Below are 15,424 nucleotides of genomic sequence, written 5' to 3' on the forward strand. Positions count from 1 at the left end.
GCTAAGGTTTTGTTTATGTCTGCCACCTCTTCCGTCACTGTTCAATGCCCGGCGGGAACTATCACCGGCGAGCCTTTGTATTTCCGCTCGATTCCCTATGCCCAAGCCCGCCCTTTTGAGGATGCGGAAAAGCTGCAACCCTTGAACATTGATGCGCGCGGAAAGCATGAGGGGCTCTATTTATCGCTGGCAACGCCACAAGCACGCTTCGGTGCGGATGCTCCGGTGCTTGTCTATATTCATGGTGGCGGCTACGACAGCGGCACGCGGTTTGATGCCCGCACCGATCCAACATTTTTTCGGGAACAGGGATTTGTGGTGGTCTCAGTGGATTATCGTGTGGGTCTTGATGGTTTCGCACGCTTCCACAATGATGAGGAAAATCGCTATCGCGGCATTGATGATTGTGCGCTGGCGTTGGAATGGGTGCAGAAAAACATCGAGCATTTCGGCGGCGATCCCACTAATGTCACTCTCATTGGGCAGTCCGCCGGCGCTGGGATTGCGCTCTGGCTTGCGCGCCTCGACCACTATAAAGGTGCTTTTCGACGCCTGGTTGCGCTTTCCCCCAGCTTCCCACGCCAGCCATTTGCTGCCCGAAAAGGCGCGCTCCGCCGCGCACTAGGAAAACCCATCACTCGTGCTGCACTAGCAAATATCACACCGGAGCATCTGGAGAAAGGCTATCGACGCTTCACCCGCCGTTTCTTCAATGACCTGGCGTTAGGCCCCACTCCCTATGATCCAGATGAATTAGCTGATATCGATCTCATTATCTCCTCCACCCGCGATGAAATGTACAACCACCACATTGGGCAATGGTTTGATAGCCGTGGACGTGGCAGCAAACTGGGCGCACGCCTTCTGGGAGTAAGCAATCCGGCGGCCTATATTAAGGCAGCCCGAGCCATCGATGATCGCGTTGTGGGCCGGATGATTGGTGATTCCATGATTCGCCGTTTTGTTGTTCAAACAGAAAAAGGTTGGTGGGTTGAATTTCCCGGGAAGCACTGTGAAGATCTTTCGCTAATTTTCCGCCACGATTCCGAAGCACATCATCTCATCGCTGATTTTGCCCGCGCTAAAGCTCCCACGTGGCCTGCCTATTCACCAGACAATCGCGTGGCTCTCTCGCTTGTTGACGGCGGCCCCGGAAAGATCGTGACGGATCCCCTGAAAATGGTACGTTTGGCGTTCTAAGCTCTGCAAAGTCCATGCTAAGTCTCTATCCTGGCAAGCATGACTGATACTTCTCCGTTGCCTTCTCAGCAGAGTTCAGCACTTATCCCTGAGCTCTCTGTTCGCCCGATCCTTGATGCTGATGGCCTTATCATTGAGCATGAATCAGAAGAGTTTCCTGTCCCTACCCCAGCACCTGGTGAACAACCCTGGGAAAAGAAGGACCGCGAGTGGTACAAAGACGCTGTCTTCTATGAAGTTTTAGTCCGCGCCTTCTACGATCCAGAAGGCAACGGCGTCGGCTCGCTCAAAGGCCTGACTGAAAAACTGGACTATATCCAGTGGCTCGGTGTTGATTGCATCTGGATCCCGCCGTTTTATGATTCACCACTGCGCGATGGCGGCTACGATATCCGCAATTTCCGTGAGATCCTTCCTGAGTTTGGCACCGTGGATGATTTCGTCGAATTAGTAGACCAAGCCCACCGCCGTGGCCTGCGCGTTATTACTGATCTAGTCATGAACCACACCTCTGATCAACACGCTTGGTTCCAGGAATCCCGGCGCGACCCCACCGGCCCCTATGGCGATTTTTATGTCTGGGGAGATGATCCTGCCCTGTATGCGGAAGCACGCATCATCTTTGTGGATACTGAAGAATCCAATTGGACTTATGATCCAGTGCGCAAGCAATACTTTTGGCACCGCTTCTTCTCTCATCAGCCAGACCTGAACTACGATAATCCGGCTGTTCAAGAAGCCATGTTGGATGTGTTGCGCTTTTGGTTGGATTTGGGTCTTGATGGTTTCCGTTTAGATGCCGTGCCTTATCTTTTCGAACGCGAAGGCACCAACGGCGAAAACCTGAAAGAGACGCATGATTTCCTCAAATTGTGTCGCTCTGTTGTGGAACAGGAATATCCGGGCCGTATTCTGCTTGCGGAAGCCAACCAATGGCCTCAAGATGTCGTGGAATATTTCGGTGAAAAAGAACGTGGCGATGAATGCCATATGGCCTTCCACTTTCCCCTGATGCCGCGCATTTTCATGGGCGTCCGCCAAGGATCCCGCGTTCCCATCAGCGATATCCTTGCCCATACTCCAGAGATCCCCAAGACAGCACAATGGGGCATTTTCTTACGTAATCATGATGAGCTCACCCTAGAGATGGTCTCTGATGAGGAACGCAGCTATATGTATTCCCAATTCGCCGCTGAACCGCGTATGCGGGCCAATGTGGGAATCCGCCGACGTCTCTCCCCGTTGCTGGAAGGAGATCGCAACCAGCTAGAGCTACTTCATGGGCTGTTGTTATCGCTGCCTGGTTCACCCGTGCTGTATTACGGAGATGAAATTGGGATGGGCGATAATATCTGGCTTCCCGACCGCGATGGTGTGCGCACTCCCATGCAGTGGTCCAATGATCGCAATGGTGGATTTTCAAAAGCAGATCCAGAGCGTCTCTATTTACCGGCAATTCAAAATGATCAATACGGCTATGCCCAGGTCAATGTGGAAAGCCAACTTAATCGTGAAAACTCGCTGCTGCGTTGGCTGCGCAACCAGATTGTAATTCGTAAACAGTACAACGCTTTCGGCGCTGGTACGTACCGTGAAATAGATTCCACGAATACCGCCGTGCTCACCTTTTTAAGAGAACACCGTGGACAAACCATTTTGTGTGTCAATAATATGAGCAAACACCCTCAAGCAGTTTCCCTAGATCTACGAGAATTTGCAGGCCATACCCCTCGGGAAGTATCCGGTGGGCAGCTGTTCCCCACTATTTCTGAACGTGAGTGGACAGTTACTCTTGCACCTCATGGCTTCTTTTGGTTTGATCTCACCGCCGAAGAAAAGGATGACCTCGAATGAGCATTGCGCAACACATCATCACTGAGCGTTTCTACGGCGCAAAATCTCACACCATCGACAACGTAGATATTGTCCTTTCCCAACCTTGCGGAAACAACACTCTTGCCATCGTGCGCATCAACAATGCTTATTATCAGCTTCTAGTCGATGATGACGGTAAAGATGTGCTGGGTGATCATGTGTCAGAAGTAGGAGCAAGTTTTGGCACATGGTCCGGTAACAGTGCATTTCCTACAGGTCCCTTCCATGAACTGGGTTCAGAACAATCCAATAGTTCCTTTATTAGCGCTGATAACCAGGTCATCGTGAAATACTTCCGCAAGTTGGAAGCAGGTCTTAATCCAGATGTGGAATTGCTCTCGAAGATCTCCGACTGCCCTAATATCGCACCGGTCTTGGGTTTTTCTGAAGCCCAGCTGCATGGGCATGATTACACCTTGGTGATGGCTCAACAGTTTATTCCGGGCGATAATGCCTGGAAGCATGCGCTGCGCACGACCGCTACCAGCTTCGCTGCAGATGCTGAGAAAATTGGCCAAGCAACTCATAACGTGCATGCCGCGCTGTCCGAAGCTTTTCCCACAGCCGTAGTACCTGTAGATAATCTTGCGGCGGCACTCATCGCACGCCTAGATCTGCTGATCGCTCAAGCCCCAGAACTGAAACAATTCAAACAGCCTGCGATAGAGATCTACCAAGCTTTGGAAGGTAACGCCCGCATCCAACGTATCCACGGCGATCTGCACCTAGGCCAGTTACTCAAAACAGCAGAAGATTATGTGCTCATTGACTTTGAAGGAGAACCAGCCAGGCCGCTAGCGCAACGCCGCCTCCCTGATTCCCCATTACGTGATCTCGCTGGCATCATTCGCTCCATCGATTACGCAGCCAACCTTGATGGTTCGCATGATCAATGGGTTACTGAAGCAACCGCATTCTTCCTCGCTGGATACGGTTCCATAGACGATCAAGAACTCCTGAATGCCTATATCTTGGACAAAGCGCTCTATGAGGTTGCCTATGAAATAAACAACCGCCCCGACTGGGTAAATATCCCACTCGAAGCGGTTGAAAAGCTTCTTGATTAACTCTTATTCTGCGTCAAACGCTTCCAAGATAGCTTGGCGCAGCTCCGGAGTACTGAGCTGATCTACCATCCATGGGGAAAACGCGAACGGGGTGGCATCAACAGCATCGAAAAGCTTCTGCGCCTCAATCCACTCGAATTCCTCCACCTCATCATCCAATGGTTCTACGAATTCGCCCACTGCCAAACGCACCAGGTGGACTGGGCACAACTCCCACTCCACGATGCCAGAAGCATCCTCAGCGCGGTACTGGTAATCAGGCAGAATCTCCTCAATATCTAAGAAAGAATCCACCTCCAGGCCCAGCTCAGACACACCACGGCGACGAATCGCATCCGCATTCGTCTCATCCGGGCCAGGATGTCCACACATTGAGTTTGTCCACACACCTGGCCACGTCTTCTTCGACAACGCACGACGCGTCACCAAAAGCTCCCCACGTGGATTCAAAATGTAGGTAGAAAACGCAAAATGCAATGGTGTATCCGTCGTGTGCACCGTAGCTTTCGGCGCGGTTCCAATAGCGTTACCCTCGGAATCAGCTAGTACAACCAGTTCAACCTCAGTAGTCATGCCACCAAGTTTAGCCACAGCACAGTGTTAACCTCGCACCCAGTCACCAATCACACCTGGTACAACCGGCCCACGATCACCCAATAGCGCCGCAATATTGCGATCTTCTTCAACAGCAGAAGTCACCGATTTCACCTTCCCAGTATTCTTCTGCCCAGCGCCGACGCCTCCCGCGCCACCCATGGGCATCATCGGCATCATGCCTCGACCAATATTGCTTGTCGACGCTTTCCCACCCCCTGGAACAGCCGCCCCTGCCATGCCAGCCCCCAACTGAGAACTAGCTCCCACCGACGGCCCCGTGGTGTGTCGCCCCTGTTTATTCTGTGATCCGGCACCACCCACACTGCTCATACCACCGGCACCACCCATCATCATCGGGCTGGCCCCACCACCACTCATGGCAGAAGCACCATGAGTACGCGCCCCCATCAAAGAATCCGATTTAATCCCCGAACCAGCAGGACTCATCCGACCACTATTCGTAGAATTCCCCAGCCCTGGAGCCGGACCACCAATCATGCCGGAGTGTGAACCTACACCTGATCCCATGTTGGATCCCACACCACCAGAAATTGATTGCGACATCGGCAATGATCCACCACTACCACCAACTAAATTCTGACCAGCCGAAGCCGCAGCAGTAAACATCTTCTCAATATCGATCCCCTCAACCTGCTCAGACACAGCACCAAAACTCCCCGCCCCAGTAACCTGCGATATAGCTTCTTTCACTACACCACCCAACTTAGATGCACCCGCCGGTGTCAACCCCGACGAACTCCACGCAGCTCCCCCACCAGCAATCTCTTCCATACCAAGAGCAATCTGACCCGAATCACCATTCGATCCACGCATCTGCATCAAATTGCTCACCGGCGGAATACCTGTCAACACATCCGCCTGAAACGTAGCCTGAAACGACGCCAAAAACGCCCGCTCCGCAGCAATCCGTTTAAAAGGATCCAAAATAGCCTTAATAGACGCCGCCGCCATAAACACCTGCATCCGGTGCCCCATATAAATCCGATTCAACGTCCCCACCGACACACCCATCATCCGCGCATTCGCAGCAAACGTCGCCCCCGCAGCCGACACCTCATTAATCCGAGCAGCAGCCTGCTCAAAAGTCTCCCCAGAATTCTCCGCCAATACTTCACCTGCAATCGACGCCAACGAAGCAGACACATTGCCAATAGCCGACGCCATCGAGCTCCAAGAACCCTGCGCCTCCAAAACCGCCCCCGAGTTGGTTCCGGAAAATTGACTACACAACGCATCCAACGACATCGAAGGAAGAACCACCGGCGGATTAAACACGAAAGACTCAAACCTCGGTGCCGGCCGCGCCGGGAACATTACCGACTCTTCTACAACCTTGCCACCGATATCCGCAATATCCATCCCCCTTGCGAATAACTCATCTTGGCCGGTTAAAGCCTCACCAGATGCTTTTAACCCTGCCGATAACCACTCAATCTGCTCTGCGTATGAATTCAGAACAGAGTTCGCTGCACCAATACCTCCGTTAATTACTCGGCTATGTCCAGATCCCAATTGGTCAAGGCCGGATACTGTGGAAAATGCAGCTAAAGCTGCTGATTTCAGTCCTGATTGCGATGCGGTTATCGCTTGATGCTGAGCCTCTCTTAATTGAGACACCGCGCCGCTGATTGATGAGGGATCAATTTTCAATGTCATGGAATTCCCCTTAGTTGCTTAATAAGATCTTCTAGAATTACTACGGCATCAGAGCACAAAATTTCCGGCTCCCATCCTTCGCCCAATTCGAGGTAGTCAACAGTAAAACGGCCCCACGGATAATCCACCGCAGCCTCGCATTGACGACCAGTTTCAGTAATTTGATGCACATAAAGATCTGGATTTTCCTCGGATCCCCAATCCAAAGTTTCAAGATCTAAATTTACAAAATGTTGACGGTCTACTTGATCAGTTGAGACAAGCCACGTCCCCGAAAAATCCTCTCGATCAGATTTTCCAAAACTACAGCCCAAACCTGTAGAGCCTAAATATGAATCTTCAACTATCAGGTCTCCAAGACCGGCTTGGTGAAACTGTTCTTGGGTAAGTACCTCACACGGATGAAATTGGCTGGCCAAAATGTCATTGCTCGGCTCGTTAAGAGAAGCCACCTCTGATGATGAGGACTCTGCAGTAACAGTGACTGTTGTAGGAGTAGATGATTCACTCGTACAACCGCTGATGGTCAATGCACAGCCGCATAAGAGCAGCCAGGTTCGTCGCATGAAAATACCCCGAATCTTCGTAGTCGTGGCGAGCACCTTGGAAAGGCACTCATAAGCGTTAGACTGCAAAAGTTCGGGGTAGGTTCCCTAAAATTCAAAATATGTTTGAATCTATGCCAAATTATTCAAATTTCCTGAATAGATAACATTGCCGATGTGGAATTCTGCAGACCACAACGAGCCATTAGAGGTGTTGAATGCGTACTGCAGGTTGGTTGTCGCACCGGCTCCCAGTGGAAGATCGAGTGGAATATTGTCATCACCAGATAAAGGTTCGATGCTGGTTTGGGAACCGTTGTAATCATCGATTTTCAAAGTTGGGGCTTTGAAAGCATCGGTAGGAAGTGGTGCATCGTTCAGGTTTTTCACGGCGATGTGAATAATGGATCCGCCGTTGCTGCCATATCCGGTGCCACGGAAGATGAATTCGACATTCAAACCCGGATCTTTAATCTTGCTATCACCACTTGGAACCGTGATGGGATCAACTTCTTCCGCCTGAAATACTGGAGTGGCAGAGGTAGTTACCTCAATAGTTTCATCCGGCGATACAGTAGTTTGGCTATCAGCACTTTCGCCCGAACAGCCTGCTAGAAGTGCGACTGCCAACAGTGCGGGAATGGTCCTCAACTTCACTTCGGGCTCCTTCTTAGTAATAGGTTCTTAGAAAAGTTTACTAGCCTAGAGCGTATGCGATTTCCTGAACTCAAAGAACTAAAGAATCGCCGGACTCTGAAATGGACCCGGTTTCCAGAAGATGTGCTTCCTTTATGGGTAGCTGAAAGCGATTTCGGTACATGCCCACCGTTGAAAGAAGCCCTGGCAGATGCTGTAGAGCGTGAGGTATTTGGGTATCCACCAGATGCAACTGGGCTCAATGAAGCGCTGTCAGGTTTTTATGAACGCCGTTATGGTTTTGCGCCAAAACCAGAAAATATTTTCGCGATTCCAGATGTGGTTCGTGGTTTAAAGCTCGCAATTGAGCATTTCACCAAGCCAGGTTCTCCCATTATTGTTCCGTTACCTGCGTACCCGCCTTTTATTGAGTTGCCAAAGGTAACTGGCCGTCAAGCAATCTACATCGATGCGCATCAGTACGATCTGAAAGAGATTGAAAAGGCCTTTGCAGCTGGTGCTGGATCACTGTTGTTCTGTAATCCGCATAACCCACTAGGCACTGTTTTCTCCGAAGAGTACCTTCGAGAGCTCACTGATATAGCAGCGAAGTACGATGCCCGCATTATCGTTGATGAGATCCATGCGCCACTGGTTTATGAAGGCACACATGTTGTTGCGGCTGGTGTTTCCGAAAATGCGGCCAAGACCTGCATCACTATTACTGCAACATCTAAAGCATGGAACACTGCTGGGTTGAAGTGCGCTCAGATTTTCTTTAGCAATGAAGAAGATGTGCAGGCATGGAAGAACTTGTCGGATATTACTCGTGATGGTGTGTCCATCCTGGGGCTTATCGCGGCAGAGACTGTGTACAACGAGGGCGAAGAATTCCTGGATGAATCTCTTGACATCCTTAAAGATAACCGCAACTTTGCAGCAGCTGAGTTAGAAAAGCTTGGCGTTAAGGTTTATGCACCTGATTCCACCTATTTGATGTGGCTGGACTTTGCTGACACGAAAATTGCGGAGGCTCCTTCTAAGATTCTGAGGGAGGAGGGTAAAGTCATGCTGAATGACGGTGCGGCTTTTGGTGGTTTCAAAACCTGTGCGCGTCTTAATTTTGCTTGTTCAAGAGAAACCCTTGAGGAGGGGCTGCGCCGAATCGCCAGCGTTCTATAAATTATGAAAAAAGCTGTCCTGATTACTTCTTTGATGCTGTTTTCCATGTTCTTTGGAGCTGGAAACCTCATCTTCCCGCCAATGCTTGGTTTTTCGGCAGGAACTAACTACCTACCAGCTATCTTAGGATTCTTAGCCACGGGAGTTCTGCTCCCAGTTCTGGCCCTAATTGCGGTGGTGGTGTCGGGAGAAAGTGTCAGAGACATGGCCTCTCGAGGCGGCAAGGTCTTTGGTCTGCTGTTTCCTATTGCTGCTTATCTGTCCATCGGCGCGTTTTACGCGCTGCCGAGGACTGGAGCGGTGAGCTATTCGACGGCGGTAGGCGTCGATAATGCGCTTTATTCAGGCATTTTTAACCTGATTTTCTTCGGTGTTGCGCTTGGCTTGTCATGGAATCCGAATGGCATTGCTGACAAATTGGGCAAATGGCTCACGCCTATTCTGCTTGCATTGATTGTTGTGCTGGTTGTTTTGTCGCTGATCAAGCTCGATGGCACGCCAGGTGAACCTACAAGTGCATACGCTGTTCAGCCAGCTGGCGCTGGTTTGCTTGAGGGCTACATGACCATGGATGCGATTGCTGCGTTGGCGTTCGGCATCGTTGTTATTGCCGCATTCAAATATCAAAAGGTAGAAAAGGTTCGTACAGCTACAGTCGCAGCCGCATTGATTGCTGGTATTTTGTTGGCTGCAGTTTATTTGGGGCTTGGTTCCATTGGCCAGATTGTCACCGGTGAGTTCGGTGACGGCACGGCAATTTTGAATCATGCGGCGGCCTCCACGATGGGCGAAATTGGACGTATTATTTTCGTGGCAATTTTGATCCTTGCGTGTATGACCACTGCAGTTGGCCTGATCGGTGCTACTTCAGAATTCTTTAATTCTCTGCTTCCGGGCATCAGCTATCACGTCTGGGCCGTAGTATTTTCCTTGATTTCCTTCGGTGTTGCCACGATGGGACTCGATACTGTTCTGTCTATCGCAGCTCCAGTGATTAACTTCATTTACCCATCCGCAATTACTTTGGTGTTCCTGACACTGATTGAGCCGCTGCTCTTCCGCTTCAAGTGGACCTATTTGCTGGGTATTTGGACCGCTGTTGCGTGGGCTCTGCTGCTGGCTGTCCCAGCGCTGGTTCCTTATGTTGAGTGGGCTCCGCTGCACGAGATGTCTTTGGGCTGGGCGGTGCCTGTTCTTATCGCTTCTGCCATTGGTTTGGTTATTGATGGGAACAAGAAACGCTCCCGGACTGTTGCACAGAAGGAATCCATTTCCGTCTAATCGCTAACCGCGAGGAGTGCTTGCATGTCTGTTCCACTTTCACTGATTGATTTTGCCACCATTTTCGAAGGTGAAAGGCCCGGTGACAGCTTCAAGCGCTCAGTTGCCTTGGCTCAAAAAGCTGAGAGTTTAGGTTTCAAACGCATTTGGTACGCAGAGCACCACAATATGGAGAGTATTTCTTCGGCTGCTCCTGCAGTGCTTATTTCTCATATCGGTGCACATACCACCACGATTCGTCTTGGTGCCGGTGGTGTGATGCTTCCAAACCACTCCCCTTATGTCATCGCGGAGCAGTTCGGCACGTTGGCTGAGCTTTACCCAGACCGCATTGATCTTGGTCTGGGTCGTGCTCCAGGCACTGATATGAACACACTGCGTGCCTTGCGTCGCGATCCACAATCTGCCGAGAATTTCCCATCCGATGTTGTCGAGCTGAATTCTTATCTCACCGGTAGGTCTCGTCTTCCAGGTGTCAACGCAATTCCAGGCAAGGACACCAACGTTCCGCTGTATATTCTTGGCTCTTCCCTCTTTGGTGCACAATTAGCTGCACAATTGGGTCTGCCATATTCCTTCGCCTCACACTTTGCACCAACTCATCTGGAACATGCGGTGCAAACTTACCGTGATAATTACCAGCCTTCTGAGCTGCATCCTGAGCCTTATGTGATCGCTGCAGTCAATGTCACCGCAGCAGATTCCACCGAGCAGGCGCAAAGCGATTTCTACGAAGTTGCCCGTGCCCGCGTGAAGAACATGGCGTTGCGTGGCCGTCAGGTAACCGATGAACAGCTCGATGAACTTATGGATTCACCGGCAGCACGCCAAATTGTAGAAATGTTGCACTACACAGCAGTCGGCACCGGTGCGGAAGTCAAGGACTACCTTGAGGGCTTTGTAAAGACTGCACAAGCAGATGAACTGATGATCTCCTTGCAGTCCCCTAACACTGAAGCAACCTCACGCAGCATGGAAATCTTGGCTCAGTCCTGGCTTTCCTAGCCTTTTGAAGGGTTATCGCGTTTATATATATAAAATCCCCTTATCTCCCTTGTCGGATAAACAAGGGAGATAAGGGGATTTTATTAGTTAATCTTAACCAAGGTTCGGAGTCCCGGATGAGGTTGTGCAAATTCCTGTGGCAGGTCTTCCAAAGAAATCGGACCGCTGAGCAATTCTTCCCAAGGCAAGGACACAGCAGCTAAGAAATCAACAGCTTCTTGTAAATGCCGAGGTTCGTAATTGTGCACACCAGTGATCGTGCGCCAGCCACGAACTAGCCACTCTGGATCAATCCCAATATCACCTGCTGGGGCAACACTGCCTGCTAGCACAGCAGTTCCGCCGATGCCAAGTGTGGAAATCGCACTGCGTACTCCAGCTGAAACACCAGAAAACTCTAGGGAGATTTCTACTTCCCTCCCCTTTTTTAGGGGCTGGGCGCCCAAAGCAAGTGCTTGCGCCATGCGTTCCTCAGATGGATCAAACGTAAACACGGTCCGTGCACCACGAGCAAGCGCAGCCGCCACAGCAACCAAACCGAGCATGCCTAATCCATTGACAAAGACATCGCGGCCAGTAATCTCTCCAGCTGCTTCCAATGTGGCCATCACCGTTGCCACCGAGCAACCAGCAATGGACGCAGCCTCATCAGAGACCTCTTCTGGAACCTCCACCACAGTGACACCGGCTGGAAGCACAATGTGAGAAGCATATGTTCCAGACAATGCCCACGCACTGTCATATGATTCGTGCCCGACTTTCAGCACCTGCTCACATTTCGCAGTGAGCCCGCGTTGGCAATTAACACACTGCCCACAAGTTGAGGTCACGCTAAAAACTATCCGCTTATCGACGCCCGGCCCTGCCACGATAGTTCCCACTCCTTCATGGCCGAGCACAGAGGGGCACGCCCCGGCGCGCCGTCCAGAGACCGTGTGCCGGTCGGAGCCGCACACTGCGGCTATGTGCATTTCAACGAGGCGGTCGCCTTCATTAAGCTCTGGCGTAGAGATGGTGGTGAATTCGAATTCGGATCCACCAGCCCATTTTTGAATGTTGATCGAAGTCACGAGTTTTTATGCCTACTTGAGGATCAGCGCTGGAATAATCGCAACGGAATCAATGATGAAATCCGCGCCCTCTTTTTGGAAATCTTCTGTGGTCAAATGCCCGGTGAGTACACCGACGGAGGTAACTCCTGCAGCCAGAGCTGACTGAACATCGGCAGAGGTATCGCCGGAGCTGATTACTTTTGAGGTATCTTCCACTCCCAGGTCTGCCATTACTTTTTGGATAAGCAATGGTGCAGGGCGTCCCTGTTCTACTTCATCGCCTGCGGCAAAAGCATCAATGGTCTTGCCTACTTCCCAGCCCATTGAGCTGAGGATAAGATCCGTGATCTCACGGGAAAAACCAGTGGTCAATGCAACTTTAACGCCGTTATCACGCAAGGTGGCTAGGGCTTCCTCGATGCCTTCCAAAGGCACAGGTGGGTTCTCGGTGTAGGTGCGTCGAAGTTCTTCGCGGAACCACGCCCACGCATGGTTGTGGATGTCTTCGGTACGGTCTACGCCACCGATGTCCAGGAGCTTGCCAATCGCATAGTACTTTTCAGTGCCCATGAATGCTTGGAATTGCTCATCGGTGTATACCGCTCCTTCACGCTCTGTGGCTTGACGCAATACGCGGTACACCTCATCGCGATCGTTCACGGTGGTACCAGCCATATCGAAGACTGCGAGTTCAAACATGTGGGTGCTCCTTGGAGAGAGAAAGAGGTGCTGCTTTTTGAAAATCCACCAAGCAGCGCAGGTAGAGGAAAAGAAAATTTGGTTAACGAACAACCTTGCGCAGCCACATAGACAGCGCTTCAACGATAAGAACTACTGCGACCATCAGGATGAGAATCATCATGACAACATCGAATTGGTTAATGCGGGATGCATTGAGCAACAGGAAGCCAACGCCACCGGCACCAACTACACCAAGCAGTGTTGCGGAGCGGATATTAGTGTCCAACAGATACATGGTGTGTGCCACGAAAGCTGGGGCGGCTTGTCGGACCGTTGCGGAGAAGAAAATCTGCATTTCACTAGCGCCAGCTGCACGAAGGGCGTCTTGAACCTTTGTGTCTGTTTCTTCCAAAGAATCGGCAACCAGCTTGGAGAGCAAGCCAATGGCGCCTACAGAAAGCGCCAGCGTTCCGGCGACACCTCCCAATCCGGAGATAACCACAAAGATGATGGCCAAGATGAGCTCTGGGATTCCGCGGACAACCACGATGATGACGCGGAAAGTCTGATAGACAAACTTATTTGCCACTACGTTTCTCGCCGCAAAAATACCGATCGGGATAGCGATAATGCCGCCGATTAAGGTTGCAGCAAGCGAGATCTGCAAGGTGATAACCAGCTGCTCAAGCAAATTGGTGAGGGACCCTCCAGTCGATGGAGGGAAAAACAGTGCCAAAGTCTTTGGCAGATTTAGCAGGCCATTCCAAAGATCCTTCAGAGACATATCTACGTGGATGAAAGATGCAATGGCAAGGACGATCACCAGGATGTATGCGCCGAAGCGTCGGAAGCGTTCAGTGCTCCACGGTGGAGTGAGTTTCAGATCATTGACGCCAGTTTCGCGGTTTTTGTTGAAGATTTGGTCAACCCAGGTACCGCCGGTGATGCCGCCACCAGCATTGCTCATCAGTACTGCACGAATAGAACCAGAAACCAATTCGATGACAATGCACAAAGCAAGCACGATGATTGCCAAGGCCATTCCGCGTTGGTAATCCAACACACGCAAAGAATCAGCGATAGCTAAACCAATACCACCAACGCCCACATAACCAAGCAGCACGGAGGTACGCAGGTTGATATCAAAGCGGTGGAGTGCTGTCGCGATCAACTGTGGCATGAGAACTTGCGGGATCGAGGTCAAAATCTGCTGGGAACGAGTTCCACCTGCAGATTCGATAGATTCCCGAGCCCCATCATCTAGTTCTTCAATGGCGTCGGCATACAGCTTGGCCACCATGCCGACAGAGTGAATACCCATGGCAATGATGCCAGCGGTTGCGCCCAACCCGAACATGCGCAGGAAGATAATGGCCAGCACCAGATCAGGGATTGCACGGCACAGCACAATAACTGCTCGAGAAGTCCACTGCATGCCCTTGCCTGTGGTGGTGTTTCGAGCTGCCAACAGTGCAGTTGGAACTGACAACACTACAGAGAGCATCGTGGCAAGAAAGACGATCGCTAGCGTTTCAAAAATAAGCGACAAGGTCTCGCCCAATGGAGGAAAATCCAAGGGGAACATCCGGCTGACAAAGTTAGATGCATTTTCGAAAGAGCTGATGATAGTGCCGAGGTTAATTCCCAAAGAATTAACCGACCAGATGCCACCGATTAGCAACAGCACGAGAACAACTCCCGCTGCCATGCTTTCAATCGAGGTCTTCTTTTTTATTGGCATTACTGGGGTCTGTGTGGAAGTAACGATCCTCATCTCGCTACTCCAGTTTCGCTCTTTTCTTCTTCATCCAAATCCATTCCAGAAACACTGGAGTAAATTTCAGATGCAGCTTCTGCAGTTAAACCTGCAGTTGGGCGATCCAACACAACTTTGCCACTGCGCAAACCAACAATTCGGTCTGCGAAATCAATGGAGAGCTGAACCTGGTGCAAGGAACTGATCACGGTTAGGTTATCTTCTGCAGAAATCTGCCGAAGAAGGTTGATCACATCGAGTGCAGAAACTGGGTCTAGAGAAGCGACGGGCTCGTCGGCAAGCAAAACCTTAGGGTGCTGCATCAGAGCGCGGGCGATGGCAACGCGCTGCTGCTGGCCGCCGGAAAGAGTATCAGCGCGCTGATAAGCGCGATCTGCCAGACCAACACGATCTAGCTTCTCCATAGCTTCCTTGCGGACAGACTTTGGATACATCATCAGCGAAATACGTGGGCCTTTAAGCGAACCAAGCTGACCAGTGCACACATTTTCTAGTACTGACATCGGACCAACCAGGTTGAAATGCTGGAAGATAACGCCGATATCGCGGCGTAATTCGCGCATCCCCTTCTTGTTCAGGGAGCCAACATCTTGTCCAAGTACACGCACTCTGCCGGAGGTTGGAGAATGCAAGCCATTGAGATGGCGAAGGAGCGTTGATTTTCCCGATCCCGATAGTCCCAGCAAAACGGTGATCCCACCAGTTTTGAAACCGAGGTTTACATCATCGAGGCCGAGTACTCCGCCACCGAAATCTTTAGTGACATGATCCATCTGTACTGCGTAGATATCGTCAAGTTCAGGTTGCATTGCTGGGGTGACATGAGCATTAGTCATAAAAAATCTACTC

Annotated in this window: 14 protein-coding genes; 6 read left to right on the forward strand and 8 right to left on the reverse strand. The window is 51.0% G+C overall.

Annotated elements, in window-relative coordinates; translation table 11 throughout:
• The first annotated feature begins 15 nt into the window (after positions 1–15).
• From ccrud_RS10165 to ccrud_RS10175, 3 genes are read left to right on the forward strand one after another with little or no spacing between them, the layout of a single operon-like run.
• Positions 16–1,200, forward strand: coding sequence for an alpha/beta fold hydrolase (locus ccrud_RS10165; RefSeq protein WP_066567068.1), 1,185 nt, complete (start codon positions 16–18; stop codon positions 1,198–1,200).
• A gap of 39 nt (positions 1,201–1,239) precedes the next feature.
• Positions 1,240–3,054, forward strand: coding sequence for a maltose alpha-D-glucosyltransferase (gene treS, locus ccrud_RS10170; RefSeq protein ID WP_066567071.1), 1,815 nt, complete (start codon positions 1,240–1,242; stop codon positions 3,052–3,054).
• On the forward strand, positions 3,051–4,142 hold the full coding sequence (locus ccrud_RS10175; protein WP_066567073.1) for a phosphotransferase: 1,092 nt from the start codon (positions 3,051–3,053) through the stop codon (positions 4,140–4,142). The genes treS and ccrud_RS10175 overlap by 4 nt, the downstream gene beginning before the upstream one ends.
• A gap of 3 nt (positions 4,143–4,145) precedes the next feature.
• Here ccrud_RS10175 and idi read toward each other — a convergent pair whose 3' ends face one another.
• The 4 genes from idi to ccrud_RS10195 all read right to left on the reverse strand — a co-directional run bounded on the left by idi (position 4,146) and on the right by ccrud_RS10195 (position 7,618).
• Entirely contained in the window at positions 4,146–4,715 is a 570-nt protein-coding gene (gene idi, locus ccrud_RS10180; protein ID WP_066569830.1) for an isopentenyl-diphosphate Delta-isomerase, read from the reverse strand.
• A 27-nt stretch (positions 4,716–4,742) separates the two neighbouring features.
• Entirely contained in the window at positions 4,743–6,416 is a 1,674-nt protein-coding gene (locus ccrud_RS10185; protein WP_066567075.1) for a hypothetical protein, read from the reverse strand.
• Positions 6,413–6,982 carry a DUF3558 family protein gene (locus ccrud_RS10190; protein ID WP_066567078.1) on the reverse strand — a complete coding sequence of 190 codons (570 nt, stop codon included), beginning with the start codon at positions 6,980–6,982 and terminating at the stop codon, positions 6,413–6,415. Before ccrud_RS10190 ends, ccrud_RS10185 begins: the two co-directional genes overlap by 4 nt.
• Positions 6,983–7,093: 111 nt before the next feature.
• Positions 7,094–7,618: a hypothetical protein gene (locus ccrud_RS10195; protein WP_066567082.1), complete on the reverse strand. Its 525-nt coding sequence runs from the start codon at positions 7,616–7,618 to the stop codon at positions 7,094–7,096.
• A gap of 54 nt (positions 7,619–7,672) precedes the next feature.
• Between ccrud_RS10195 and ccrud_RS10200 the strand changes: the two genes are divergently transcribed.
• The 3 genes from ccrud_RS10200 to ccrud_RS10210 are packed head-to-tail and all read left to right on the forward strand — an operon-like array spanning position 7,673 to position 11,065.
• On the forward strand, positions 7,673–8,779 hold the full coding sequence (locus tag ccrud_RS10200; RefSeq protein WP_066567085.1) for a MalY/PatB family protein: 1,107 nt from the start codon (positions 7,673–7,675) through the stop codon (positions 8,777–8,779).
• On the forward strand, positions 8,780–10,060 hold the full coding sequence (gene brnQ / locus ccrud_RS10205) for a branched-chain amino acid transport system II carrier protein (protein WP_074025508.1): 1,281 nt from the start codon (positions 8,780–8,782) through the stop codon (positions 10,058–10,060).
• Positions 10,061–10,084: 24 nt separating this feature from the next.
• Positions 10,085–11,065 carry an LLM class flavin-dependent oxidoreductase gene (locus ccrud_RS10210; RefSeq protein WP_066567096.1) on the forward strand — a complete coding sequence of 327 codons (981 nt, stop codon included), beginning with the start codon at positions 10,085–10,087 and terminating at the stop codon, positions 11,063–11,065.
• Between the two features lie 83 nt (positions 11,066–11,148).
• Here ccrud_RS10210 and ccrud_RS10215 read toward each other — a convergent pair whose 3' ends face one another.
• The 4 genes from ccrud_RS10215 to phnC all read right to left on the reverse strand — a co-directional run bounded on the left by ccrud_RS10215 (position 11,149) and on the right by phnC (position 15,411).
• On the reverse strand, positions 11,149–12,135 hold the full coding sequence (locus tag ccrud_RS10215; RefSeq protein ID WP_066567097.1) for an alcohol dehydrogenase catalytic domain-containing protein: 987 nt from the start codon (positions 12,133–12,135) through the stop codon (positions 11,149–11,151).
• A 12-nt stretch (positions 12,136–12,147) separates the two neighbouring features.
• Positions 12,148–12,816 (reverse strand): HAD hydrolase-like protein, encoded by a 669-nt coding sequence (locus tag ccrud_RS10220; protein WP_066567099.1) that lies wholly within the window; start codon positions 12,814–12,816, stop codon positions 12,148–12,150.
• Between the two features lie 82 nt (positions 12,817–12,898).
• The gene (gene phnE, locus ccrud_RS10225) at positions 12,899–14,572 is read right to left on the reverse strand and encodes a phosphonate ABC transporter, permease protein PhnE (RefSeq protein WP_066567107.1); all 1,674 of its coding nucleotides are present in this window, start codon (positions 14,570–14,572) and stop codon (positions 12,899–12,901) included.
• The gene (phnC, locus tag ccrud_RS10230; RefSeq protein WP_066567109.1) at positions 14,569–15,411 is read right to left on the reverse strand and encodes a phosphonate ABC transporter ATP-binding protein; all 843 of its coding nucleotides are present in this window, start codon (positions 15,409–15,411) and stop codon (positions 14,569–14,571) included. The genes phnE and phnC overlap by 4 nt, the downstream gene beginning before the upstream one ends.
• Positions 15,412–15,424 lie beyond the last annotated feature (13 nt).

The sequence above is a fragment of the Corynebacterium crudilactis genome, assembly GCF_001643015.1.
GTDB lineage: Bacteria > Actinomycetota > Actinomycetes > Mycobacteriales > Mycobacteriaceae > Corynebacterium > Corynebacterium crudilactis.

What these genes read in the sequence shown, in the direction of transcription:
- ccrud_RS10185 (WP_066567075.1), bottom strand. Translation starts at nt 6,416, where the DNA reads ATGACATTGAAAATTGATCCCTCATCAATCAGCGGCGCGGTGTCTCAA.
- ccrud_RS10175 (WP_066567073.1), top strand. Translation starts at nt 3,051, where the DNA reads ATGAGCATTGCGCAACACATCATCACTGAGCGTTTCTACGGCGCAAAA.
- ccrud_RS10210 (WP_066567096.1), top strand. Translation starts at nt 10,085, where the DNA reads ATGTCTGTTCCACTTTCACTGATTGATTTTGCCACCATTTTCGAAGGT.
- ccrud_RS10165 (WP_066567068.1), top strand. Translation starts at nt 16, where the DNA reads ATGTCTGCCACCTCTTCCGTCACTGTTCAATGCCCGGCGGGAACTATC.
- ccrud_RS10190 (WP_066567078.1), bottom strand. Translation starts at nt 6,982, where the DNA reads ATGCGACGAACCTGGCTGCTCTTATGCGGCTGTGCATTGACCATCAGC.
- phnC (WP_066567109.1), bottom strand. Translation starts at nt 15,411, where the DNA reads ATGACTAATGCTCATGTCACCCCAGCAATGCAACCTGAACTTGACGAT.
- treS (WP_066567071.1), top strand. Translation starts at nt 1,240, where the DNA reads ATGACTGATACTTCTCCGTTGCCTTCTCAGCAGAGTTCAGCACTTATC.
- phnE (WP_066567107.1), bottom strand. Translation starts at nt 14,572, where the DNA reads ATGAGGATCGTTACTTCCACACAGACCCCAGTAATGCCAATAAAAAAG.
- idi (WP_066569830.1), bottom strand. Translation starts at nt 4,715, where the DNA reads ATGACTACTGAGGTTGAACTGGTTGTACTAGCTGATTCCGAGGGTAAC.
- ccrud_RS10200 (WP_066567085.1), top strand. Translation starts at nt 7,673, where the DNA reads ATGCGATTTCCTGAACTCAAAGAACTAAAGAATCGCCGGACTCTGAAA.
- ccrud_RS10220 (WP_066567099.1), bottom strand. Translation starts at nt 12,816, where the DNA reads ATGTTTGAACTCGCAGTCTTCGATATGGCTGGTACCACCGTGAACGAT.